The sequence below is a fragment of the Arthrobacter zhaoguopingii genome, assembly GCF_009828595.1.
Classification (GTDB): Bacteria; Actinomycetota; Actinomycetes; order Actinomycetales; family Micrococcaceae; genus Arthrobacter_D; species Arthrobacter_D zhaoguopingii.
The window spans coordinates 304,582-327,123 of sequence record NZ_WPNY01000004.1; the positions used below are offsets into that span (position 1 = coordinate 304,582).

Consider the following 22,542-nt stretch of genomic DNA (forward strand, 5'->3'; position numbering starts at 1 on the left):
AATTACCCGCCGCACTACTTGGAAGAGACCCGGGATGCCGGAGCTGACCTCCCCGGGATGCGCACGTCCTATCAATTCTATGCTGGGAAGCGCACATGCCTCTAATCGCGGCGTCCCCCGTCCCCACCCTCGGAGAAATACCCATGGACCAGCACCCCCTTCCCACGGCCGTCCTCTCCCGCCTGCGGGAAGCGACCTCTCCGCGCCTCGTCTGGTACGGCCCCGACGGCCGCATCGAACTGTCGGGCAGGGTGTTCGACAACTGGGTCGCAAAAACGGCGAACCTCCTCGTTGAGGAACTCGACGCCGAGGCCGGCATGCGCGTTGAGCTCGACCTGCCGGTTCACTGGAAGTCCCTGGTGTGGGCGTTGGCCTGCTGGCAGGTGGGGGCGGTCCTGGTCCCCGCATCCGCTCCGCCGGGAACCGACCCCGGCCCGGGGTCGGGCGCGGACCTTGTGGTGACCTCGGCCGAGCGGGAGGTGGCCCCGCCGGCCGTACAGGTTGCCGTCGCCCTTGGCGCGCTGGCCCTGCGCTGGCCCGCCCCGCTGCCCGCGGGGGCGGTCGACTACGCCGCCGAGGTGCGTTCCTACGGCGATTATTTCGCGGACGCCGTGGCGCAGGACTCCTCCACCGTCCTGTTCGATGGTGCCGGAGCGGACAGCGCCGGGCCGGCATATCCCCTGACCGTCGCCGGCCTGAGCCGGCTCTATGCGGCGGTGCCTGAGCCCTCCGGCGTCGTGCTCCTGGGAGCGGACACCTCCCTGCCCCGGGCCCTGGCTGCGGCCCTCGCGGCCTGGAGCGTCGACGGGACCCTCGTCGTCGTCCATCCGGAGGTTCCGCTCACGCAGAGCCTGCTCGACGGCGAACGCGTGGGCGCCCGGGCGGCCTTCGCCGCGGACGCCGGCTGAGACCGGAGGGGAGCGCCGGGAACGGGCTACTTCGGGTCCGGATCTCCGGTGCCGACGCGAACGTTTCCGGCGGCCCCGGCCTCGGGCAGGGTCCCGGTGTGGATGTGTAGGAGTTCGTGGTCCTGGCTGAAGTTCGGGTCCGCATCGAGTTCGGCGTTGAAGACCCAGAACCGGTAGGCCACGAAACGCACCGCGGTCGCGAGCACCGTGCCCGCAACGCCGGCAAGGAACAGCACGTTGGGATCGAGAATTCCGAAGGGGTACTTGGCGAGCCAGACGCAGCCGGCGGCGATGCCCATTCCGATCACGTTGATCAGGACGAACATCGAGAATTCGCGGAGCGCGTTGGGCTGCCTGCGGTGGCGGAACGTCCAGTAGCGGTTGGCGACCCAGGCGAAGAGAGTCGCAACGGAGGCGGACACCAGGCGGGCCTTGACCTCGCTGCCGGCCATCGGGCCGTGGATCAGCCACCAGAACAGCCCGTTGTCTATGACAAACGCCACGCCACCGACGGCCCCGAATTTGGCGAGTTCCCGCCAGAAGAGGGAGACGAGGCCCCGGATGCGTTCCGTAACTGCTGACATGTGACCTCCGCGGTCCAAGGGTAATTACCGTCCACCGCAGAGCGTCGGGCCCGCCACTGCGTGCGGCCCGGCGGAACACCGGGCGGTGTCCCGCTCCGCGCCGGCGCGTGGCGTACGAGCCATCATCTTACGGGCCGAACCTGTGCGTTTCCTACCTCTTCGGCTCCGTCCGGCCCCCCGCATCCCCGCGATGGCTGCGCTGGTAGGTACCCTGAGATAGTGACTTTTCCCGTAATTGGCGTAGTGGGCGGTGGCCAGCTGGCCCGCATGATGGCAGGGCCGGCGATTGAGCTCGGCCTCGAATTGAGGGTCCTGGCGGAGGGGCCGGGCGTGTCGGCCGTGGCCGCCGTCGCCTCGTCAACCGTTGGCGACTACACCGATCTCCAGGCGCTGCGCGCGTTCGCCGCAGGGGTCGACGTGCTGACCTTCGACCACGAGCATGTGCCCGGGGAGCTGCTGGAGCAGCTCACCGCCGAAGGCATCAATGTGCAGCCGCGCCCCTCGGCCCTCGCCCATGCCCAGGACAAGCTGCGGATGCGCCGCGCAGTCGAGGACCTTGGCCTGCCCAACCCGCGCTGGGCCCCCGTCGCCGACCTCGGCGCCCTTGAGGCCTTCGGCCGCACCGCCGGCTGGCCCGTGGTCCTGAAAACCCCCCGCGGCGGCTACGACGGCAAGGGCGTCCTCGTCCTGGACACGCCCGCGGACCTCCACCGGGCCGCCGACTGGTTCGGGGCGGGCGACCTCCTCGCGGAGCAGTTCGTGCCGTTCGAGCGCGAACTGTCGGTCCTCGTGGCCCGCACGCCGTCGGGCCGGACCCGGGCCTGGCCCGTCGTGCACTCGATCCAGGTCGCCAGCGTCTGCGACGAGGTCATCGCACCGGCGCAGGGGCTCGACCCGTCGGTGGCGGCCGCCGCCACCGAGGCGGCGCTGCGGCTCGCCGAGGCGCTGGAGGTGACCGGCGTGATGGCCGTTGAACTCTTCGAAACGCCCGCTTCCCCTTCTGGCTTCCTGATCAATGAACTGGCGATGCGCCCCCATAACTCCGGGCACTGGACAATGGACGGCTCGGTCACCGGGCAGTTCGAACAGCACCTGCGCGCCGTCCTCGACCTTCCGCTCGGGGACACCTCCCCGACCGGACCGGTCGTGGTCATGAAGAACTACCTGGGCGGGGCCAACACCGACATTTTCGGTGCCTACGCCGAGGCCCTCGCCGCGGAGCCGTCGGCTAAAGTGCACTTCTACGGCAAAGAGGTGCGCCCCGGCCGCAAGATCGGCCACGTGAACGTCGTTGCCGCGGCGGGTGAGGACCTCCAGACGGTCCGGGCCCGGGCCGGCAGGACCGCTGCGACCCTGCGCGACGGCACCGATTCCTGGAAGGAAAAATAGTGATCAACCCATTGGTGGGACTGGTGATGGGTTCGGATTCGGACTGGCCCGTCATGGAGCAGGCGGCCGCGGCCCTCGACGAGTTCGGGATCGCGTACGAGGCCGACGTCGTCTCGGCGCACCGGATGCCCGTGGAGATGATCGAGTACGGCCGGCAGGCGCACGAACGCGGGCTGCGCGTCCTGATTGCCGGTGCCGGCGGAGCCGCACACCTGCCCGGGATGCTCGCCGCCGTGACCCCGCTGCCGGTGATCGGTGTGCCCGTCCCGCTGAAGTACCTCGACGGCATCGACTCGCTGCTCTCCATCGTCCAGATGCCAGCGGGTGTGCCCGTGGCCACCGTCTCGATCGGCGGAGCCCGCAACGCGGGACTGCTCGCTGCCCGCATCCTCGCCGCCGGTGAGGGCGAAACCGCCGAAAGGCTGAGGGCCCGGCTCGTCTCCTTCGCAGCGGACCTGAAGGAGACGGCCACAGCGAAGGGCGCCGCCCTGCGCGGGCGCGCCGGACGCCGGGCGACGGAGGCCCCATGATCGACAACCCAAGCGCCTCCACCCCCGCGCGGGGCGTCCGCGGGCAGCTCACCGATCCGGTGCGCTATCCCCAGTCGGCCCCGCCCGAGGTGCGGACCAAGCGTGCCTTCTTCCTGCTCGTCCTGACGCTGTTCCTGCCCGGTTCGGCCCAGATCGTCGCCGGCGACCGGAGCCTCGGCCGCCGGGCGCTGCGGGTCACCCTCACCGTCTGGGTCCTGGCCATCGCCGGTGCCGTCCTGGCTGCCTCGAAGCGGCAGATCCTCGTGACCATGGTGACCCACCAGCTGTGGTCGCTGCTGCTGATCGCCGTACTGCTGGCGCTGGCCGCCGGGTGGGCGTTCCTGTTCATCAACACCTTACGGATTATCTGCCTGCCGCTGCTCGAGCGCGGGGTGCGGCCCCTGGTGGCCGCCGCCCTCGCCGTCGTCATGTTCGCCACCAGCGGCTCGCTCGCCTACGGCGCCTACCTCCTGGGCCTCGGCCGCTCCACCGTCGGCTCGATCTTTCAGGCCGGGCCGGCCTTCGACCCCGTTGACGGCCGCTACAACTTCCTGCTGATGGGAGGCGACGCCGGGGAGGACCGCACCGGGCGCCGCCCCGACAGCATCTCCGTCATCAGCGTCGACGCCAAGACCGGGGCGACGATCACCTTCAGCATCCCGCGCAACTTCCAGAACGCTCCGTTCCCGGAGGATTCGCCCATGCGCGAGGTGTACCCCGACGGCTACAACTGCGGCGACGAGTGCATCATCAACAGCCTCTACACGACGGTGTCCCAGAACTACGCCGACCTCTACCCGGGGAGCAAGGACCCGGGGGCCGAGGCCATGATGGACGCCGCGTCCGGAGTGCTCGGCCTCGAGGTGCAGGGCTACCTCCTCGTCGACCTCAACGGCTTCGAGGAGCTCATTGACGCAATGGGAGGCATCCGCATCAACGCCGGCGGCTGGGTTCCCATTTCGGGCCCCGACATCCCCGGAACCGACCCGGTGCGCCACTACCCGCCCGAGGGCTGGATCCCGCCGGGAGTCCAGACCCTCGACGGCTTCCACGCCCTCTGGTATGCCCGCTCGCGCGAGTTCGTCACCGACTACGACCGCATCTCCCGGCAGCAATGCGTACAGCAGGCCATGATCGCCCAGCTCGACCCGGCGACGCTGCTCACCCATTTCCAGGCGATCGCCGCCGCCGGAACCCAGGTCGTCGAGACCGACATCCCCTCCGACCAGCTCGGAAGCTTCGTGGACCTGGCGCTGAAGGCCAAGGAGCACGAGACGCGCCGCCTGACCATCGGCCCGCCGGACTTCGGCACCCCGGCCGACAACTTCGTCACCTACCCCAACTTCGACGACATCCACTCCCGCGTCCAGCAGGAGTTCGCCGCGGCCGCCGAAACCGATGCCGGGGCCGCCGGGGAGCTGCCCGGTCTCGAGCGCGCGGGCCTCACCACCGTGCTGCCTGCACAGACCACGGATCCGGGCATCACCCAGGAGTACCTCGACCAGCTCGCCGCCATCGGTGACGACGCCACCCTGAGCACCCTGCTGGCCGACAACGGGGAATGCTCCCCGGCCTGATCCCGACGAAGAGGAGCGCCATGTACCTGCTCGAGAACACCATCCGGCCCTACGCGTGGGGCTCCCGGACCGCGATCGCCGAGCTCCTGGGCAGGGCCCCCTCCGGCGGGCCGGAGGCCGAACTGTGGATCGGCGCCCACCCCGGGGCGCCGTCCATGGCCCAGCTGCCGGATGGACGCTCCCCGCTCGACGACGTCATCGACGCCGACCCCGACGGAACCCTGGGCGGGGAGGTGGCGGCGCGGTTCGGGCGCCGGCTCCCCTACCTGATGAAGGTGCTCGCCGCCGGGTCGGCGCTCTCGCTGCAGGTGCACCCCAGCACCGGGCAGGCGGAGGCGGGCTTCGACGCCGAGGAACGCGCCGGCGTCGCACCGGACGCGCCCGAGCGCAACTATAAGGACCGCAGCGCCAAGCCCGAAATGGTGTTCGCCCTCTCCCCCTTCGAGGCGCTGTGCGGGTTCCGGCCGCTGGCCGACGCCGCCGCCGTCCTCAGCCACCTCGAGACCCTGGTGGAGCCGGGCTCGGAGGAGGCCGAGGTACTCGGGGCGGTGGCTGCGGAGCTCGGATCCGGCGCCGCCGGACTGCGGTCGGGCTTCGAGATGCTCCTTGCCGCCCGTCCGGAGATCGTCTCGGCGGTCGAAGCGGCCGTGTCTGCCCCGCCGGAAGGATCCGGGGACGCCGGCGACCCCCGCTTCACCCGGGACCTGGCCACCGTGGCCGAACTCGGTTCGCAGTACCCCGGCGACCCCGGCGTCCTGATCGCCCTGCTGCTCAACCGCGTCTCGCTGCAGCCCGGGGAGGTGCTCTACCTCCCCGCCGGGAACATCCACGCCTACCTCAGCGGGCTCGGCATCGAGGTGATGGCCTCCTCGGACAATGTGCTCCGCGGCGGGCTGACCCCCAAGCACGTCGACACGCGCGAGCTCCTGAAGACCGTCGTGTTCGAGCCGCTCGCACCCCCGGCGCTGCAGCCCGAGCGCACAATGCTCGGGCAGGAACTGTACCGTCCGCCGTTCGAGGAGTTCCAGCTCCAGCGCATCGCCCTCGGCCCGGTCTCCGGGCCCGGGCAGGAGGGAAGCATGGCTCCCTCGCACCTGCCGCTGGCGCAGCACGGGCCCACGGTGGTCCTCGCCGTCTCCGGCTCAATCCTGCTCGACTCACCCGTCTCGGACCTGCTGCTGACCCGGGGCCAGTGCGCCTTCATCCCCGCCGGGGAAGCACCGGTCCTGGTGCGGCCGGCCGGTGAAAGCACCGACGAGGGCGTCCTCGCCTTCGCCGTCACCGTCGGTGGGGACGCGGACGGGGTCGACGGCGCCTGAGTCCGGCGCCCGGCGGCGGCCGGGTCAGCGGCGGAGTTTGGCCGCGGCCGCTCCGACCAGCACCCGGCCGCCCCGCACCGCCGTCTTGGCCAGCGGCAGGGCCGACGCGAACACCGGGTACAGGGGGGAGAGCGCTTTGTCCCAGGTGCCCATCAGCTGGTCCTCGTGGCCGGCCCAGCCCATCTTGAACTTTGAGACGCCGTCGTTGAGGAGCCCGTTGAAGTCGTAGCGGGTGATCCCCCGCCGCTTCATCTCCTCGATGGCGAACCACTTCAGGGCGTAGTTCGCGCGGAGCCGCTCGCCCTCCTCGGTCATCCCGCCGTACAGCTCGAAGGACGTGGCGTCGCTGGCGGAGAGCCACAGGAAGGCCACCACCTCGGTGCCGCTGTAGGCCGCGTACACCGGGGAGGCCTCGCCCAGGTTGTCGAAAATGTCGAAGTAGTACGAGTCCTCGTGGATTCCAAAGCCGGCCCGCTCCGCGGTCTGGCGGTAGACGGCCAGGCAGGCCGGCAGCTCCCCGCGGACGACCCGCCGGTAATCGAGGGCCTCCCGGCCCGACTTGCGGATGTACTGGCGGTGCTTCTTGCTCATCCCCGCCAGCAGGTCTTCGGTGGACTGCGTGAGGTCCAGGATCAGGGTGCGCCCGATGAGGATTGTATTGGTGCTGCGCTTCCAGCCGGCGGAGGCCAGACGCGCCTCGACCGCGCTGCCGGCCTCCCAGTCCGGTTCGATCGAGAGCGCGACGGAGCCATGGGCCGAGGAGACGTGCGCCGCCAGGGCGTCGAGGACCTCCACCTCGCGGCCTTTCACGGCCTGCGGTCCCCGCGGGATGTAGGCGAGGCTGCGCAGGGGGAACGGGAGCTTCCGCAGCAGCACCTGCGCCGAGCCGACCGTTGCGGCGCCGTCGCGCACCTCGACGCGCTCCACCGACCACCCGTGGTCCGCCTTCGTCTGGCCCCACCCCCACAGCTGCTGGGGATGACCGGACAGGGCGTTCACACCGGCATCCCAGAGGGCGCGGTCAAGGCAGGGCGTTACGGAGAGGCTCATGAGCCAACTCTATCCGGGGGTTCCGTCCGGGGGCGGCACCCCCAACCCGCCCGGCACCGCCCGGGGCCACCCCTCTCGGGAGCGCAGCACCGACCGTTCAACCGCCCGCGGCACCGTTCCTACGGCAGTCCGGGTGGAAGCGGCACCCGCCGGCCGCAGGAGTTCCGGGCGCTCGATCCGTGTGACAAGAGACACCCTGAGGCGTCTCCGGGCAGGCCCGTGGCGTACCCGCGCGTAGGGTGGAAAGTATGCCTAGAACCGCCGCACGATCTGACGGACCACCCGGACAGCACGACACACCGGCTCCCGACCTCCCCGAATCCAGCCTTGATTCCGGCCCGGCTCCCGCCCTGCCGGACCCGGATCCCACCCCCGCCCCCGGCTCCGCCAGGCTTGACCGGCCGGTATTCTTCACCGCCCTCGGCGTCGTCACCGCACTGGTGCTGGCCGCGGCCATCTTCCCGTCGGAATTCACCGACGTCACCGCCGCCGTCCTCGCCGGCCTCGTCACCAACTTCGGCTGGGCCTTCGTTGCGACCGCCACCGGCTTTGTCGCCTTCGCCCTCTTCCTCGTCTTCAGCAGGTACGGCAGGATCCGGCTCGGCCGCGACGACGAAAAACCCCGGTACTCGACGCCGTCCTGGATCGCCATGATGTTCAGCGCCGGCATGGGCATCGGCCTGATGTTCTACGGCGTCACCGAGCCCATCTCCCACTACCTGACGCCGCCCGTGGAGGGCATCGAACCGGGCAGCCCGGCCGCCGCGCGCCAGGCCATGAACTACACGCTGTTCCACTGGGCCATCCACCCGTGGGCCATCTACGCGGTCGTCGGCCTGGCCCTCGCCTACTCCGCCTACCGCAAGGGCCGCGGAGCCGGCTTCAGCGGCGCGTTCCTCCCCCTGTTCCGCGGCAGGCCGGCCCCCGGTGCGCTGCGCGCCATCGACGTCTTCGCCATCTTCGCAACCCTCTTCGGATCGGCGACCTCCCTGGGCCTCGGCGTCCTCCAGATCAACGGCGGCCTCACCGAGGTCTTCGGCACCGGAAGCAGCCTCGGCCTGCAGATCGGCATCATCGCCCTGCTGACGATCTGCTTCGTCATCTCCGCCGTCAGCGGCATCAGCCGCGGCATCAAGTGGCTCTCCAACGGCAACATGATCCTCGCCCTGGCCCTGCTGTTCTTCCTCTTCGTCGTCGGACCCACGGTGTTCATCCTCGAGCTGATCCCGGCCTCCGCCGGCAGCTACCTCGTCAGCCTGCCGCAGATGGCCTCGCGCACCGGCGCGTTCGGCGGCCACGAGTGGCTCTCCACCTGGACCATCTTCTACTGGGCCTGGTGGATTTCCTGGACGCCCTTCGTCGGCTCGTTCCTGGCCAAGATCTCCCGCGGGCGCACCATCCGGGAGTTCGTGATCGGCGTCGTCGCCGTGCCCAGCGCGATCAGCGTGCTCTGGTTCAGCGTCTGGGGCGGAACCGCGATCACCGCGCAGGACTCCGGCACCGACATCGCCGCCGCGAATGCCGAAAGCCAGGAGTCGGCGATGTTCGCCCTGCTGGCCGACTACCCGCTGGCCGCCATCACCTCGGTCATCGTGGTGCTCCTCGTGGCCGTGTTCTTCATCTCCGGCGCCGATGCCTCATCCATCGTCCTCGGCTCGCTGTCCTCCTTCGGCGCGGCCGTGCCGCCGAAGTGGATCACCGTGCTGTGGGGGCTGCTCACGGGAGCGGTGGCGGCAACCCTGCTCTGGGTGGGAAGCCTTTCCGCCCTGCAGACGCTGACCATCATCGCCGCCGCGCCGTTTCTGCTCATCATGATCGGCCTGTGCACGGCGCTGATGATGGACCTGGTCCGGGACCCGGCCGTCACCGGCCCCCGCCCGGCGTCGCTTCGCGAGGCCCGGCAGCGGCGCGCCCGGCTCCTCCGCGGCCGCCGGCGGAAGCTGCAGTAAGCGCGTCAGGGCACCTTCACGATCGCACTGCCCGACGCCGCGCTCTCGGCGACCGCGGCGAGCACCCGCTGGAGCTGCAGCCCGTCCTCGAAGGACGGGCTCGGCTCCACGCCGGCCGCCACGGCCACCAGGAAGTCGCGGATCTCGTGCGTGAAGGAGTGCTCCCAGCCGAGCAGGTGGCCCTGCGGCCACCACGCCTCGAGGTAGGGGTGTTCGGGTTCGGTGACCAGGACGCGGGTGAACCCCTGCCCGGCGGCGGCGACCGTGCCGTCGAACACGGAGAGCTCGTTGAGCGACTCGGAGTCGAAGGAAAGGGACCCGCGGGTGCCGAAGACCTCGATCCGCAGGGCGTTCTTCCGGCCCAGCGCCATCCGTGACACCTCGACGCTCGCCACCGCCCCCGAGGTCAGCGACAGGCTCGCCCAGACCGCGTCGTCGACCGTGACCTCCTGCGGGCCGTCGGGTCCGCGGCGGGACCCGACGAAGGTGCGCATCCGGCCGGTCACATCGGCGACGGTGTCCCCCAGCAGGAACTGCACCTGGTCGATGGCGTGGGAGGCGATGTCCCCCAGCGCCCCGGAGCCGGCCTTCTCCTTCTGAAGCCGCCACACCATGGGCGCCTCGGCGTCGGCCAGCCAGTCCTGGAGGTACGCCGTGCGGACCTGGCGGATCTCCCCTAGCCGGCCCTCGGCGATGAGCGTGCGGGCCAGGGCGAGCGCGGGGACCCGCCGGAAGTTGAACCCGACCATCGACTGGATGCCGCGCGCCCGGGCCGCGCGGGCGGCAGCGACCATGGTTTCGGCCTCCGCGACGGTATTGGCCAGCGGTTTCTCCACCAGGACATGCTTTCCGGCCTCAAGGGCGGCGACGGCGATCTCGGCGTGCAGCCACCCCGGAGTGCAGATGTCGACGATGTCGATGTCAGGCCGGTCCAGGACCTTCCGCCAGTCGGTCTCGGATTCCTGCCACCCGTACCGCCGGGCCGCGTCGGCCACCGAGTCGGCGTCCCGCCCGACGAGGACCTTCTGTTCGAAGGCCGGCACCTCGAAGTACCCGGCGACATTGCGCCAGGCATGGGAGTGCGCCTTGCCCATGAAGGCGTAGCCGATCACGGCCACGCCCAGCGGGCGGGTCGAATCTCGCTGCGGAGACATCGACATCACCGGTCCTTTCCCCGGCGGAGGCCGGCGCCGTGCCTGCTTGATTTGCCTGCTTGATCTGCCTACTTGATGCGGGCGTAGCTTTCCCATTTGTGGGCCTGGTGCTCGCCGTCGACCACCCGGATCGTCCCGGACTTCGAGCGCATGACGATCGACTGGGTGAGGACCTTGTCCTTGTTGTACCGCACCCCGCGCAGCAGGTCGCCGTCGGTGATGCCCGTCGCGGCGAAGTAGCAGTTGTCGCTGGTGACCAGGTCGTCCGTGGAGAGGACCCGGTCGAGGTCGTGCCCGGCGTCGATGGCCTTCTGCTTCTCCTCGTCGCTGGTGGGCCACAGCCGGCCCTGGATGACACCGCCGAGGGTCTTGATGGCGCAGGCGGCCACGATCCCCTCGGGTGTTCCGCCGATGCCCATCAGGGCGTCGACGTCGGTGCCTTCTCGGGCAGCGGCGATCGCGCCGGCGACGTCGCCGTCCATGATGAACTTCGTGCGGGCCCCGGCGGCACGGATCTCCTCGATCAGCGGCTTGTGCCGGTCCCGGTCGAGCACCATGACGTTGAGCTGGCTGACCTTCTTGCCCTTGGACTTCGCGATCAGGTGGAGGTTCTGCTTGACCGGCAGGCGCAGGTCGACCATGTCCGCGGCCTCCGGGCCGGTGACCAGCTTTTCCATGTAGAACACCGCCGACGGGTCGAACATGGTGCCGCGTTCGGCGACGGCGAGCACGGCGAGCGCGTTGTTGATGCCCAGGGCGGTCAGCCGGGTGCCGTCGATGGGGTCGACCGCGACGTCGCACAGCGGCCCGCTGCCGTCGCCGACCCGCTCGCCGTTGTAGAGCATCGGGGCTTCGTCCTTCTCGCCCTCGCCGATGACGACGATGCCGTTGAAGTGGACCGTGGAGAGCAGTGAGCGCATGGCGTCGACCGCGGCGCCGTCCGCGAGGTTCTTGTCACCGAAGCCCACCCAGTGCCCGCCTGCGATGGCGGCGGCCTCGGTGACGCGCACCAGTTCCAGCGCGAGGTTGCGGTCCGGTTCCTGGTCACCGACGGCAAGGGCCGGCGACAGGGTGGAGTACTGGGCGTTCTGGGCGGTGGGGTTTGCGGCGTTCTCGCTCACGTGGGTCCTCATCGTTGAAGGCAGTGTTGGCGCAGGTCCGGTTCCGCCGGCGGGGCCGGCACAGTCCCTGAAGCCATCATAGTGGGGCAGGTCCGCCAGTGGAGCCCGGGCTTGCGGTCATCCGTTTAGGCCGGGGGCCTTCGGTGGGGGAAAATGGGAAGGTGAGCGATGCACAGCAGGAGACCGCAGGGCCCGACGGCGCCCGGCCCGGTGCCGACAATCCGGCGCCCAAGCCGGTCCTGACCCCCGCGCAGGCCAAGCGCGCCAACTCGACGGTGGTGGGCATGGTGATGGCGGTGGCCGCGACCGTCGCGATCGTCGTCCCGGTCGTCCTGATCAATCCCACGCACACCGCCGAGACCTACCAGCGCGACATCGACGTCGATCGGGTCGCCGGCCAGGCCGCGGGCGACGCCGGCTACGAGCCGGCCGCCCCGGAGCTGCCCGAGGACTGGAACTCGAACTTCGCGCGCTGGACCTCGGGCACCAGCGACGGGGTCGACTACTGGGAGGTCGGCTACCTCACCCCGGACAAGGGCTTCATCCAGTTCACCCAGACCGTCGAGGGCAACCCGTCCTGGACGGCCCAGCAGGCCGGTGAGGCGCAGGTCTCCGGCGGACGCACCATCGGCGGCGTCGAGTGGGAGCTGCTCGATGCCTCGAACGGCGATACGGTGCTCACCTCCGAGGTGGACGGATCGACGCTCATCCTCAGCGGCGAGGCCGACCTCACCGAATTCGACGTGCTGGCCGAGGCTGTCCTGGCCGACGTCGAGCCCGCGCCGCCGACTGCCGAGTCCCCCTGACCCACCGGTAGAGTGGGCAGCGTGACCGAGCAACTGACCCCCGCCCAGGCCTGGCTCCGACTTCAGGAAGGCAACGCGCGCTTCGTCGCAGCGGATTCCTCCCACCCCAACCAGGACGCCTCGCGCAGAACCTCCCTGGTGCACAACCAGAACCCCTTCGCCGTGATCTTCGGGTGCTCCGACTCCCGGCTGGCCGCCGAGATCATCTTCGACCTCGGCCTCGGCGACGTGTTCGTCGTCCGTACCGCGGGCCAGGTGATCGACGACGCCGTCCTCGGTTCCCTCGAATACAGCGTGAGCGTGCTGGGCGTGCCGCTGATCGTCATCCTCGGGCACGACAACTGCGGGGCGGTCACTGCGACGATGGACGCCATCGACACCGGAAACATGCCCACCGGGTTCCTGCGGGACCTCGTGGAGCGCATCACCCCCTCCGTGTTGACCGCCCGGCGCGACGGAACGACGGAGGTCAACGGCACCGCCGTCGAGCACGTGCGGCAGACCTCCAAGCGCCTGGTGGACAGCTCCCGGGTGATCGCCGACGCCGTGGAGTCCGGCTCGACCGCCGTCGTCGGGGTATCGTACCGGCTGGCGGAGGGCAAGGTTGTGCGGGTCTCCGGATTTGGCGCACTGTAAGCGCTGAGGCGAGAATTGGCCCATGACGCCAACCCCGAATACCACTTCCCAGGACGCCGGATTCCGGATCGAGCACGACACCATGGGCGAGGTCCGCGTTCCGGCGAACGCCCTGTACCGCGCGCAGACCCAGCGCGCCGTTGAAAACTTCCCGATCTCCGGCACCACCCTTGAGCGGGCGCACATCGAAGCGCTGGCCCGCATCAAGAAGGCAGCCGCGACGGCCAACGCCGAACTGGGGGTGCTCGACGGCGAGCGCGCCCGGGCCATCGAAGCCGCGGCCGAGGAGGTGGCGGCGGGAAAGTACGACGGCGACTTCCCCGTCGACATCTACCAGACCGGCTCGGGGACCTCCTCGAACATGAACGCGAACGAGGTCATCGCCACCCTGGCCACCCGCGCCCTTGAGGCCGCCGGCAGCGCGGTGACGGTCCACCCGAACGACCACGTCAACGCCTCCCAGTCCTCCAACGACGTCTTCCCGACCTCCGTGCACGTCGCGGCGACCTCGGCGCTGACCAACGACCTCATCCCGGCCCTTGAGCACCTCGCCGCGGCGCTGGAGCGCAAGGCCGCGGAGTTCAGCACCGTGGTGAAGTCCGGGCGCACCCACCTGATGGACGCCACCCCGGTCACCCTCGGGCAGGAGTTCGGCGGCTACGCCGCGCAGGTCCGCTACGGCATCGAGCGGATTCAGGCATCCCTGCCCCGCGTCGCCGAGGTTCCCCTGGGCGGCACCGCCGTCGGCACCGGCATCAACACTCCGGCCGGCTTCTCGGCGCGCGTGATCGAGCTGCTCGCCGCCGACACCGCCCTTCCGCTGACCGAAGCCCGCGACCACTTCGAGGCCCAGGCGAACCGCGACGGCCTCGTTGAGGTCTCCGGGATGCTGCGCACCATCGCCGTGTCCCTGACGAAGATCCACAACGACCTGCGCTGGCTCGGCTCCGGCCCCAACACGGGCCTCGGCGAGATCGCCCTGCCCGACCTGCAGCCCGGCTCCTCGATCATGCCGGGCAAGGTCAACCCGGTCATCCCGGAGGCCGTGCTCATGGTCTGCGCGCAGGTTATCGGCAATGACGCCACCGTGGCCTGGGCCGGCACCAACGGCGCGTTCGAGCTCAATGTCGGCATCCCGGTGATCGCCCGCAACGTGCTCGAGTCGATCCGCCTGCTCAGCAACTCCTGCCGCGTCTCGGCCGACCGCATGGTCGACGGGATCACCGCGAACGTGGACCGGGCGCGCTTCCTCGCCGAGGCCTCGCCGTCGATCGTCACCCCGCTGAACAAGTTCATCGGCTACGAGAACGCCGCGAAGATCGCCAAGAAGGCCGTCGCCGAGGGACTCACCGTGCGTGAGGCCGTTCTCGCCCTGGGCTTCGTGGAACGCGGCGACCTGACGGAGGAGCAGCTCGATACGGCACTCGACGTCCTTTCGATGACCCGGCCGCCGCAGGCCTGACGCCTCCCGCGCGGCCGCCCGCGGCCAGCGCACCCGAAAACGACAAACGCACCGGTTTTATCCGGTGCGTTCGTCGTTAACGGGTGCGTGCGTCGCTATGGGGCACCGGGTCAGCGCTGGAAGGTGGGCACGCCGTCGGCGGCGGCGGCCGTGAGAACCAGCTCGCGGTGGCGCGCGTTGAGCTCCGGCAGGGCATCCAGGGCGAACCAGCCCACCTCGAGGGACTCGTCGTCGTTCACGCGGGCCTCCCCGCCGAGGTAGCGGCAGCGGAAGTCGAGGTTCAGGAACGTGCAGACATCGCCGTTGGGGAAGGTGATCGGGCCGACGACGCTAACGTTGAGGAGCACCTCGACCTCCACGTCCACGCCGGTCTCCTCGTACACCTCCCGGCGCATCGCCTGGGCCGGTTCCTCCCCCGGATCCACCATGCCGGTGATGATCGTCCACCGGCCGTTGTCCGCGCGCCGGCCCAGCAGCACCTCCCCCGCCGCGTTGTAGACCACCGCACCAACCCCGGGCAGCCAGAGCGGGGCGTGGCCGATCTTTTCCCTCAGTTCAAGGACGAAGTCGGGTGTAGGCATGCAAAACACCCTACGTCACCGCCGCACCCCAGGCCGTCCGCGCCCAGGCCGTACGCCCTCACGGCCGGGGTGCCGCCCGAAGTGCGCCCCTAGATCTCAGCGCCTTCGAGCAGGTCGGTGACCAGTGCCGCGATGGGCGAGCGCTCCGAGCGGGTCAGGGTGATGTGCCCGAACAGGGGGTGGCCCTTGAGGGTCTCGACGACGGCGGCGATGCCGTCGTGCCGGCCCACCCGGAGGTTGTCGCGCTGGGCGATGTCGTGGGTGAGCACGATCCGCGAGTTCTGCCCGATCCGGCTCATCACCGTGAGGAGCACGTTCTTCTCGAGGGACTGCGCCTCGTCGACGATGACGAAGGAGTCGTGGAGGCTGCGCCCGCGGATGTGGGTCAGCGGGAGCACCTCGAGCATGCCGCGGTCGAGCACCTCCTCGACGACCTCCTGCGAGACCAGCGCGCCAAGGGTGTCGAAGACCGCCTGCGCCCACGGGTTCATCTTGTCGTTCTCGCTGCCGGGAAGGTACCCGAGCTCCTGCCCGCCCACCGCGTACAGGGGCCGGAACACCACGACCTTGCGGTGCTCCCGCCGCTCCAGGACGGCCTCCAGCCCGGCGCACAGGGCCAGCGCCGACTTGCCGGTGCCGGCCCGCCCGCCCAGGGACACGATGCCAACCTCCTTGTCCAGCAGCAGGTCGATGGCCAGGCGCTGCTCGGCGGAGCGGCCGGAGAGCCCGAAAACGTCCCGGTCGGCCCGCACCACGCGGAGCTGTTTGTCCGCACCGACCCGCGCCAGCCCCGAGCCGCGGGGCGAATGGAGGATCGCACCGGTGTTGACGGGCAGCTCCGCGCCGGCATCCGAGTGCACCGGCCGGTGGTCGTAGAGGGCGTTGAGGTCCTCCACCGACACATCGAGCTCGGCCACCCCGGTCCAGCCGGAGTCCTTGACGAGTTCGTTGCGGTACTCGTCGGCCAGCAGCCCCATGGCGGAGGCCTTCACCCGCATGGGCAGGTCCTTCGAGACCACGGTGACGTCCCGGCCCTCGAGGGACAGGTGCTTGGCCACGGCCAGGATCCGCGCGTCGTTTCCGGCGCTGCGGAACCCAACCGGAAGGACCTCCGGCGAGACGTGGTTGAGCTCGACCTTCAGCGTTCCGCCCTCTTCCCCGAGAGGGACCGCCGTGTCCAGCCCGCCGTGCTTGACCCGCAGGTCATCGAGCAGCCGCAGCGCCTTCCGCGCGAAGTAGCCAAGCTCCGGGTCGTGGCGCTTGCCTTCGAGCTCGGAGATGACGACGACGGGAAGGATCACCTCGTGCTCGGCGAACCGCAGCACCGCCCGCGGGTCCGACAGCAGGACCGAGGTGTCGATGACGTAGCTGCGCCGGCCGTCAGCGGCCGGAGATGAGGTGGTGTTGGATGGCGCCACGTGGACTCCGCTCCGGGGTGCGGGCACCCCGAGTTCGAGGTGGGGCGAGGCGGCCCGGGCGGAGGCCGGGTCCGGCCTCCCCGGGCTGAGCGGAACGGGTGTGCGTTCCGGCGTCATGGGCGGCCTCTCCGTCCGCCGGCGGAGGCGCCGGTGGATGGAGAAAGACTACGCCGACAGCGGCCGGGACGAGCAGCAGAATTACCGTGTCGAAAATGAATTGCCGATGAACCGTTATGAACCGAAGCGGCGCTGCCGACGCCCGAAGTCGCGCAGCGCGCGGAGGAAGTCGACGCGGCGGAAGTCCGGCCAGAGCGCCTCGCAGAAGTAGAACTCGCTGTAGGCGCTCTGCCACATCAGGAACCCGGAGAGCCGCTGCTCCCCCGAGGTGCGGATCACCAGGTCGGGATCCTGCTGTCCGCGCGTGTAGAGGAACGACGAGATGTGCTCATCGGTGAGCTCCGCCGCGAGCTGCTCAAGGGATTTACCCTTGTCCGCGGAGTCAAGGAGAAGTTCCTTGACGGCGTCGACGATCTCCCGCCGTCCGCCGTAGCCGACGGCGACGTTGACGTGGACTCCGTCGATGTCCGCGGTCTGGGCCGCGAGGTCCGCCAGCTTCCCGGCGAGGTCTTCGGGGAGCAGTTCGAGTGCGCCCACGGGCTGGACGCGGACCCGGTGGCTCTCGCCGAGCCGGTCGAGGGTGTTGGCGATGATGTCGAGGAGCTGCTCGATCTCCTCCTGCGGACGGCCCATATTGTCGGTGGAGAGCATGTAGAGGGTGACGACGTCCACGCCGATTTCCTCGCACCAGCCGAGGAACTCGTGGATCTTGTCGGCCCCGGCCTGGTGCCCCTGGCTTGTCGGGGCACCGGCGAGTTTTGCCCACCGCCGGTTGCCGTCGACCATGACGCCGATGTGGTGCGGAATGCGCTCCGGGCTCAGCCCCCGCTGGAGCCGCCGTTCATAAAAGCTGTAGGCGAATTCTGGGATCTTCAGGAACACGCCCGGGTCGCCCTTCCTTTCGGTCCAATGTCCGCGCGCCTTGCGGAGCGCTACCCCTACGGTACCGGCCCGGCGGGGAATCACCCGGAACCTGGCCCTCCCACATCGCTACCCGTCGGTAACTTACGTCACCGTAGGTTACTCTCTTTGCATGACTTCGCCTTCTCAGCGCCGGAAGAAGCCAGCCCCCGCGGACCGGCCGGGACCGGTGGAGGCTGCCCTCGACGACGTGGCCGAAGCCCTGGCGGCGAAGCCGTCCTGGCGGGGCTGGATCCATGCGGTCGCCACTCCCCTGGCCCTCGCGGCGGGCATCGTGCTCGTCCTCGCCGCCCCCACCGGCGGGCTCCGGGCGGCCTCAGCGGTGTATGCCGCCACCGGCGTCCTGCTCTTTGGGGTCAGCGCCGTCTACCACCGCGGGAACTGGAGTGCGCGGACGCGCCTGGTGCTCAAGCGGCTCGACCACACCAACATCATGCTGGTCATCGCCGGGTCCTATACGCCGCTGGCCTGGGCGATGCTCGAGCGCGGCACCGCGGTGACCCTGCTGTGGATCATCTGGGCGGGCGCGCTCGTCGGGGTCCTGTTCCGGATCCTGTGGCTCAACGCGCCGCGCTGGCTCTACGTGCCGGTCTATGTGGCCCTAGGCATGGGCGCTCTGTTCTATCTCCCCGCCTTCTGGGCGGCCGACCCCCTGGTCACGGTGCTCATCCTGGCCGGCGGCGCGCTCTACATCGCGGGGGCGGTGTTCTACGCGCTGCGCCGCCCGAACTTCAGCGTCGAACGCTTCGGCTTCCACGAGCTTTTCCACGCCTTCACCGTGGCCGCGTTCGCCGCCCATTTCACGGCGATCCTGCTCGCCGTGCTCGACCCGGCCACCGCCTGACCTGGCGGCCGCGCTCAGGGCGCTCGAAGGAGCTCCACGAGTTCCGCCGGGGTCTCAACCGGGCGCTGGCAGACCATTTCCCGGCACAGATAGGCCCGGGGCGCCCCGGCCTCCCCCGGCGTCCTGCCCGCGAGCAGCGGCACGGCACCGTCCGCCGCGCCGTCCGGACCCGCCGGGGCGAGGACGAGACCGGCCCGCCCGAACCGCCGCCCCGCGTCGGCGAGCGCCGCCGCGGCCTCCGGTGAGCCCCCGACGACGGCGAGTTCCTGCGGACCGGCGGCGAAGGCCTGGGCCGCCGCGAGTGCCCAGCCGACGGCGGACGGGGCACGGTCGGCCAGGTGGGCCGCGTAGCGCAGGATTTCGGCGGACAGCGCCCGGTGCCGGGCGGACCCGCTGTAGGCGGAGTAGGTGAGCAGGGCGGAGGCGAACAGCGCCGTGCCGCTCGGGGTGGGGCCGTCGAGGGGTTCGGAGCCTTCCTCGGACCCCTGGGCGGCGAGCAGCGGCCCGTCCGGGGCGGCGGAGTCGGTCAGGCGTCCGCCGCGCAGGAACCGCCGTTCGGCGGTGAGGAGGAGCCGCTCCGCGGCGGTGTACCAGGTGGTGTCCCCGGTCGCGGCGAACAGGGCGAAGAAACCCTCAGCGCACCCGGCGTAGTCCTCGAGCAGTCCCTCGATGCCGATGGCGCGCCCCTCGTGGGAGACCCGGCGCAGCACCGCGCCGTCCCAGTGAACCTCGAGCAGGTAGGACGCCGCGGCGGCGGCAGCGTCGATCAGCGGCCGCTCGCCAAGGGCCGCCCCGGAGTCGGCCAGCGCCGCGATAGCCAGGCCGTTCCACCCCGCCACGACCTTGCTGTCCCGGCCCGGCTGCGGGCGCGCGGCCCGGGCCGCACGGAGCCGGGGTGCCGCCCGGCCCCAGAGCCGGCGTTCGGCGGCGGTAAAGGCCCTGCCGGCGTGGAGGGTGAAGGCGCCGTCCTCGACCGCGCCGGCGGCGGTGTCGAACAGGTCCGCGACAGCCTGCGCCTCGGCACCGAGCACCGCCTCCAGCTCCCCGCGGGTCCATACGTAGGTCCCGCCCTCGACGGAGTGCCCGTCGACGAGGGTGTCGGCGTCGAGCGATGAGGCGAACGCGCCGCCGGCGACCACCATCTCCCCGAGCAGCCACTGCGCCGTGCCGCGCACGACGTCGGCGGCGAGCGCCCGGTGGGCATCGGTGCGCGCGGTCAGCGTGGAGTCGGCGTAGAGGCGCAGCAGCTGGGCATTGTCGTAGAGCATCTTCTCGAAGTGCGGCACCGCCCAGGCCCGGTCGACGGCGTAGCGGGCAAAGCCGCCGCCGAGACGGTCGTAGATGCCGGAGACGGCCATGGCCTCGAGGGTCCTGCCCGCGAGCCCGGCGGCCTCTTCCGCCATGGCCGAGGTGCCCCGGGCGTGGGCGAGCAGGAAGCGGAGCGCGGTGGAGGGCGGGAACTTGGGTGCGCCGCCGAAGCCGGCATACACCCGGTCCTCCCCTTCGGCCAGGGCGCGCACCGCCGCCTCAAGCAGCGCATCCTCCACGGGCGCGCCGGACCCGGCGGAGACCCGCACCGCATCCGGTTCCCAGTCCAGGCCGAGGGCTCCGACGAGGGCGCTTTTCTGCCGCTGCGCCGCGCCCAGGCCCTCGGCGAGCGCCGCGGCGCTGCGCTGCACCTCCTCCCGGCGCTGGTCCCACGCCTCGGAGACCGCTTCGAGGACCTGGCGGAAGGACGGGCGCCCGGCGATGGGCGAGGGCGGGAAGTAGGTGCCGGCGAAGAAGGCACGGCCGTCGGGGAGGGCGAAGACGCTCATCGGCCACCCGCCCTGGCCGGTCATGGCCTGGGTTGCCCCCATGTAGACGGCGTCGACGTCGGGGCGCTCCTCGCGGTCCACCTTGATGCTGACGAACCGCTGGTTGAGGTACTGCGCCACAACGTCGTCTTCGAAGGACTCATGGGCCATGACGTGGCACCAGTGGCAGGCGGCGTAGCCGACGGAGAGGAATACCGGAACGTCCCGGGCGCGGGCCTCGGCGAACGCCTCGTCCCCGAACGGCCACCAGTCGACCGGGTTGTCCGCGTGCTGGCGGAGGTAGGCCGATGCCTGGGCCTTCAGCCGCCCGCCCACGGGTCAGTCCCGTCCGGCCGTTCCGGGAGCCGTGCCGGTACCTGCGCCCGGCCCGGACTCCGAACGGTTCGTGGCCTCAGGACGGTCCGCGGACTCCGGACGGTCCTGGGCTTCCGGACGGTCTGTCGCTGTCGGCCGGGCAGCATCGGGTCCGGCCCCGTTCTCGTCAAGCATGGAGTTGTACCGGACACGGCGGATCCGCTTGCTCATATCCCGGATGAGGAAGATGACGGCGACGACGATCACCACCGTGAAGATGAAGCCCAGGGTTCCCGGCGTCACGGACTCCGGGTCGAGACCCGGCCGAAGGTTATCCCCGGTTGAGGAAGCCACGGCGGCGGCCAGGTTGAGCGGGAGGTTCACTTTGCACCACTTTCAAATCCGGCGGCAGAGGGCCCGCCACCTTCCAATTCTACGTGGCCCGGGGTCAGCGCGGCTCCGGCATTCCGGCGAACAGGTCATCCTCCGGAAGGGTGGACCCCACGTGGGAGTGGATGAGCGAATAGTCCTCCCAGGGCCACACCTTCCGTTGCATGTCGGCGGAGACGGCGAAGAAGAACCCCTCGGGGTCGACCTGCGTGCGATGCGACATCAGCGCCTGATCCCGCAGCCCGAAGTAGTCACCGGCATCGATCTGCGTGGTGGTCGCGTGCGTGGGTGCCGGCGGCTGGTGCCCCTCGGCGTCCGCCTCGAGCCACTGGGCGATGCGCTCGGAGTAGGGCGACTGGATCCCGGCTTCCTCGAGGGCAAAGTGCAGGGCCCGAAAACGCTCGGGGTTGAAGGCGCGGTCGTAGTAGAGCTTGTCGACGCGCCAGGGATCTCCTGTGCCGGGGTAGCGGGAGGGGTCCGCCGCCGCCTCGAAGGCTTCAACGGCGACCCGGTGGGCCATGATGTGGTCCGGGTGCGGATACCCGCCGTTCTCGTCATAGCTGAGGATCACGTGCGGGCGGAACTCACGCACGAGCCGGACCAGCGGCGCGGCGGCGCGTTCCAGCGGCTGCAGGGCGAAGCAGCCCGCCGGCAGGTCCGGCAGCGGATCCCCTTCGGGCAGCCCCGAGTCGGCGAAGCCCAGCCAGCGCTGCTTCACCGAGAGGATCTCCGCGGCGCGGGCCATCTCCAGGCGCCGCAAGCCGGCCAGATCGCGGCGGGCATGAGGGTCGCCCTCCATCGCCGCGTTCAGGATGGATCCGCGTTCGCCTCCCGTGCAGGTGGCAACGAGCACGTCGACGCCGGCGGCCGCGTACTTCGCCATGGTCGCCGCGCCCTTGCTCGACTCGTCGTCGGGGTGGGCATGGACCGCCAGGAGGCGGAATCCATGACGGGACGCGGCGGGGTTATCCGTGCTGAACAAGCGGGCTCCTGGTGAGGGTCGGGTGAGGCAGGGGCGCGGTCGGCGGCGTCGGCGAACCGCCCCGCGAATCGACGGTAAAATACGGAGGTGAGCTCCGGAAATGCGCCTACCCCAAGAGTAGCCAATCGTTACGGTGCCCCCAAGCCGGTCCGTGCGGCCGGACGGCGCCGCTGGTGGGTCATCGGCGCCCTCGCCGCGGCCGTCATCGCCATCGGAATTTTCGCCTTTTCCACTGGAGCCCCGCGGGTTTCCTTCAAGGACGTCGGGTTCTCCTTCTCCTCCGGCCAGCAGGCACGGGTGGACTTCGAGGTGACCAAGCCCACCGACGCCACCGCCCGCTGCGCGGTGCAGGTGCTGAGCGAAAACTACGCCGTCGTCGGGTGGAAGGTTGTGACCATCGGGCCGGGCGCCGCCTCCGAGGGTGCCGCCGGGCGCACGACGGCGCAGCAGGTCGAACTGCGCACCGACTCCCCGGGCGTTTCCGGCGGCGTGGACAGCTGCTGGATCGCTGGAACGCGCGACTGACGGGTTTCCGCCCGCCGAAACTGCACGTTCGCCCGCTTTGCCGCCGGCAGTCTCTAGTTTTTAGCGCAACACCTTGAGGAACGGGGTGTGGTGTGGGTAAGAAGATTGGGTGGGAGACGCGGGCGGCGGCGTATCGGGCGCTGATCCGAGGCGTTTCGACGGTCCGGG

General features: G+C 70.5%; 21 protein-coding genes. 11 read left to right on the top strand and 10 right to left on the bottom strand.

All coding sequences use genetic code 11. The features are described from left to right. Nucleotides 1-143 precede the first annotated feature (143 nt). Complete coding sequence (locus GVV86_RS08085) at nucleotides 144-908, top strand: TIGR03089 family protein (RefSeq protein ID WP_159802443.1); 765 nt, start codon at nucleotides 144-146, stop codon at nucleotides 906-908. Nucleotides 909-934: 26 nt separating this feature from the next. Here GVV86_RS08085 and GVV86_RS08090 read toward each other — a convergent pair whose 3' ends face one another. Then, nucleotides 935-1,492 (bottom strand): GtrA family protein, encoded by a 558-nt coding sequence (locus GVV86_RS08090; RefSeq protein WP_159802445.1) that lies wholly within the window; start codon nucleotides 1,490-1,492, stop codon nucleotides 935-937. 219 nt (nucleotides 1,493-1,711) lie between these two features. On the opposite strand from GVV86_RS08090, the gene GVV86_RS08095 reads away from it, so the two are divergent. From GVV86_RS08095 to manA, 4 genes are read left to right on the top strand one after another with little or no spacing between them, the layout of a single operon-like run. Beyond that, on the top strand, nucleotides 1,712-2,881 hold the full coding sequence (locus GVV86_RS08095) for a 5-(carboxyamino)imidazole ribonucleotide synthase (protein WP_159615687.1): 1,170 nt from the start codon (nucleotides 1,712-1,714) through the stop codon (nucleotides 2,879-2,881). 26 nt (nucleotides 2,882-2,907) lie between these two features. Beyond that, complete coding sequence (gene purE / locus GVV86_RS08100; protein ID WP_159802484.1) at nucleotides 2,908-3,411, top strand: 5-(carboxyamino)imidazole ribonucleotide mutase; 504 nt, start codon at nucleotides 2,908-2,910, stop codon at nucleotides 3,409-3,411. Further along, nucleotides 3,408-4,988 carry an LCP family protein gene (locus GVV86_RS08105; RefSeq protein ID WP_159802447.1) on the top strand — a complete coding sequence of 527 codons (1,581 nt, stop codon included), beginning with the start codon at nucleotides 3,408-3,410 and terminating at the stop codon, nucleotides 4,986-4,988. The genes purE and GVV86_RS08105 overlap by 4 nt, the downstream gene beginning before the upstream one ends. A 20-nt stretch (nucleotides 4,989-5,008) precedes the next feature. Continuing rightward, nucleotides 5,009-6,307: a mannose-6-phosphate isomerase, class I gene (gene manA / locus GVV86_RS08110; RefSeq protein ID WP_159802449.1), complete on the top strand. Its 1,299-nt coding sequence runs from the start codon at nucleotides 5,009-5,011 to the stop codon at nucleotides 6,305-6,307. 24 nt (nucleotides 6,308-6,331) lie between these two features. Here manA and GVV86_RS08115 read toward each other — a convergent pair whose 3' ends face one another. Continuing rightward, the gene (locus GVV86_RS08115; RefSeq protein ID WP_159802451.1) at nucleotides 6,332-7,357 is read right to left on the bottom strand and encodes a lipid II:glycine glycyltransferase FemX; all 1,026 of its coding nucleotides are present in this window, start codon (nucleotides 7,355-7,357) and stop codon (nucleotides 6,332-6,334) included. Nucleotides 7,358-7,605: 248 nt separating this feature from the next. Here GVV86_RS08115 and GVV86_RS08120 point away from each other — a divergent pair, with 248 nt between their 5' ends. After that, entirely contained in the window at nucleotides 7,606-9,306 is a 1,701-nt protein-coding gene (locus GVV86_RS08120; protein ID WP_159802453.1) for a BCCT family transporter, read from the top strand. 5 nt (nucleotides 9,307-9,311) lie between these two features. Here the strand turns inward: GVV86_RS08120 and GVV86_RS08125 are convergent, their stop codons facing one another. Together GVV86_RS08125 and glpX are read right to left on the bottom strand one after the other, a co-directional pair. Next, nucleotides 9,312-10,466, bottom strand: a complete 1,155-nt coding sequence (locus GVV86_RS08125; protein WP_159615677.1) for a Gfo/Idh/MocA family protein — start codon at nucleotides 10,464-10,466, stop codon at nucleotides 9,312-9,314. 62 nt (nucleotides 10,467-10,528) lie between these two features. After that, complete coding sequence (gene glpX / locus GVV86_RS08130; protein ID WP_159615675.1) at nucleotides 10,529-11,593, bottom strand: class II fructose-bisphosphatase; 1,065 nt, start codon at nucleotides 11,591-11,593, stop codon at nucleotides 10,529-10,531. 149 nt (nucleotides 11,594-11,742) lie between these two features. Between glpX and GVV86_RS08135 the strand changes: the two genes are divergently transcribed. The 3 genes from GVV86_RS08135 to GVV86_RS08145 are packed head-to-tail and all read left to right on the top strand — an operon-like array spanning nucleotide 11,743 to nucleotide 14,485. Next, nucleotides 11,743-12,387, top strand: a complete 645-nt coding sequence (locus GVV86_RS08135; protein ID WP_246199562.1) for a DUF4245 domain-containing protein — start codon at nucleotides 11,743-11,745, stop codon at nucleotides 12,385-12,387. Nucleotides 12,388-12,408: 21 nt separating this feature from the next. Then, entirely contained in the window at nucleotides 12,409-13,023 is a 615-nt protein-coding gene (locus GVV86_RS08140; protein WP_120166966.1) for a carbonic anhydrase, read from the top strand. 22 nt (nucleotides 13,024-13,045) lie between these two features. Beyond that, the gene (locus GVV86_RS08145) at nucleotides 13,046-14,485 is read left to right on the top strand and encodes a class II fumarate hydratase (RefSeq protein WP_159615671.1); all 1,440 of its coding nucleotides are present in this window, start codon (nucleotides 13,046-13,048) and stop codon (nucleotides 14,483-14,485) included. A 110-nt stretch (nucleotides 14,486-14,595) separates the two neighbouring features. On the opposite strand, the gene GVV86_RS08150 is transcribed toward GVV86_RS08145, so the two are convergent. From GVV86_RS08150 to GVV86_RS08160, 3 genes are all read right to left on the bottom strand, one after another. Further along, nucleotides 14,596-15,066, bottom strand: a complete 471-nt coding sequence (locus GVV86_RS08150; protein WP_159802455.1) for an NUDIX hydrolase — start codon at nucleotides 15,064-15,066, stop codon at nucleotides 14,596-14,598. A gap of 89 nt (nucleotides 15,067-15,155) precedes the next feature. Further along, nucleotides 15,156-16,601 carry an RNA 5'-3' helicase PhoH2 gene (gene phoH2 / locus GVV86_RS08155; protein WP_159615667.1) on the bottom strand — a complete coding sequence of 482 codons (1,446 nt, stop codon included), beginning with the start codon at nucleotides 16,599-16,601 and terminating at the stop codon, nucleotides 15,156-15,158. A 114-nt stretch (nucleotides 16,602-16,715) separates the two neighbouring features. Further along, a complete protein-coding gene (locus GVV86_RS08160; protein WP_159616147.1) occupies nucleotides 16,716-17,477 on the bottom strand; it encodes an isoprenyl transferase in 762 nt (253 codons plus the stop codon). A 235-nt stretch (nucleotides 17,478-17,712) separates the two neighbouring features. On the opposite strand from GVV86_RS08160, the gene trhA reads away from it, so the two are divergent. Continuing rightward, nucleotides 17,713-18,366, top strand: a complete 654-nt coding sequence (trhA, locus tag GVV86_RS08165) for a PAQR family membrane homeostasis protein TrhA (RefSeq protein WP_159616145.1) — start codon at nucleotides 17,713-17,715, stop codon at nucleotides 18,364-18,366. Nucleotides 18,367-18,380: 14 nt separating this feature from the next. Here the strand turns inward: trhA and GVV86_RS08170 are convergent, their stop codons facing one another. The 3 genes from GVV86_RS08170 to mca form a co-directional block, all read right to left on the bottom strand. Beyond that, nucleotides 18,381-20,498, bottom strand: coding sequence for a thioredoxin domain-containing protein (locus GVV86_RS08170; protein ID WP_159802457.1), 2,118 nt, complete (start codon nucleotides 20,496-20,498; stop codon nucleotides 18,381-18,383). A 3-nt stretch (nucleotides 20,499-20,501) separates the two neighbouring features. After that, nucleotides 20,502-20,861 carry a hypothetical protein gene (locus GVV86_RS08175; RefSeq protein ID WP_159802459.1) on the bottom strand — a complete coding sequence of 120 codons (360 nt, stop codon included), beginning with the start codon at nucleotides 20,859-20,861 and terminating at the stop codon, nucleotides 20,502-20,504. A 64-nt stretch (nucleotides 20,862-20,925) separates the two neighbouring features. Beyond that, nucleotides 20,926-21,849 (bottom strand): mycothiol conjugate amidase Mca, encoded by a 924-nt coding sequence (mca, locus tag GVV86_RS08180; RefSeq protein WP_159615661.1) that lies wholly within the window; start codon nucleotides 21,847-21,849, stop codon nucleotides 20,926-20,928. A gap of 87 nt (nucleotides 21,850-21,936) precedes the next feature. Here mca and GVV86_RS08185 point away from each other — a divergent pair, with 87 nt between their 5' ends. Next, entirely contained in the window at nucleotides 21,937-22,374 is a 438-nt protein-coding gene (locus GVV86_RS08185) for a DUF4307 domain-containing protein (RefSeq protein ID WP_246669911.1), read from the top strand. The last annotated feature ends 168 nt before the right edge of the window (nucleotides 22,375-22,542 follow it).

Excerpts from the sequence above, each read along its gene's own strand:
- GVV86_RS08150 (WP_159802455.1), bottom strand. The coding sequence starts at position 15,066 with ATGCCTACACCCGACTTCGTCCTTGAACTGAGGGAAAAGATCGGCCAC.
- GVV86_RS08125 (WP_159615677.1), bottom strand. The coding sequence starts at position 10,466 with ATGTCGATGTCTCCGCAGCGAGATTCGACCCGCCCGCTGGGCGTGGCC.
- GVV86_RS08085 (WP_159802443.1), top strand. The coding sequence starts at position 144 with ATGGACCAGCACCCCCTTCCCACGGCCGTCCTCTCCCGCCTGCGGGAA.
- GVV86_RS08120 (WP_159802453.1), top strand. The coding sequence starts at position 7,606 with ATGCCTAGAACCGCCGCACGATCTGACGGACCACCCGGACAGCACGAC.
- purE (WP_159802484.1), top strand. The coding sequence starts at position 2,908 with ATGGGTTCGGATTCGGACTGGCCCGTCATGGAGCAGGCGGCCGCGGCC.
- GVV86_RS08105 (WP_159802447.1), top strand. The coding sequence starts at position 3,408 with ATGATCGACAACCCAAGCGCCTCCACCCCCGCGCGGGGCGTCCGCGGG.
- manA (WP_159802449.1), top strand. The coding sequence starts at position 5,009 with ATGTACCTGCTCGAGAACACCATCCGGCCCTACGCGTGGGGCTCCCGG.
- GVV86_RS08115 (WP_159802451.1), bottom strand. The coding sequence starts at position 7,357 with ATGAGCCTCTCCGTAACGCCCTGCCTTGACCGCGCCCTCTGGGATGCC.
- GVV86_RS08145 (WP_159615671.1), top strand. The coding sequence starts at position 13,046 with ATGACGCCAACCCCGAATACCACTTCCCAGGACGCCGGATTCCGGATC.
- glpX (WP_159615675.1), bottom strand. The coding sequence starts at position 11,593 with ATGAGGACCCACGTGAGCGAGAACGCCGCAAACCCCACCGCCCAGAAC.
- phoH2 (WP_159615667.1), bottom strand. The coding sequence starts at position 16,601 with ATGACGCCGGAACGCACACCCGTTCCGCTCAGCCCGGGGAGGCCGGAC.
- GVV86_RS08090 (WP_159802445.1), bottom strand. The coding sequence starts at position 1,492 with ATGTCAGCAGTTACGGAACGCATCCGGGGCCTCGTCTCCCTCTTCTGG.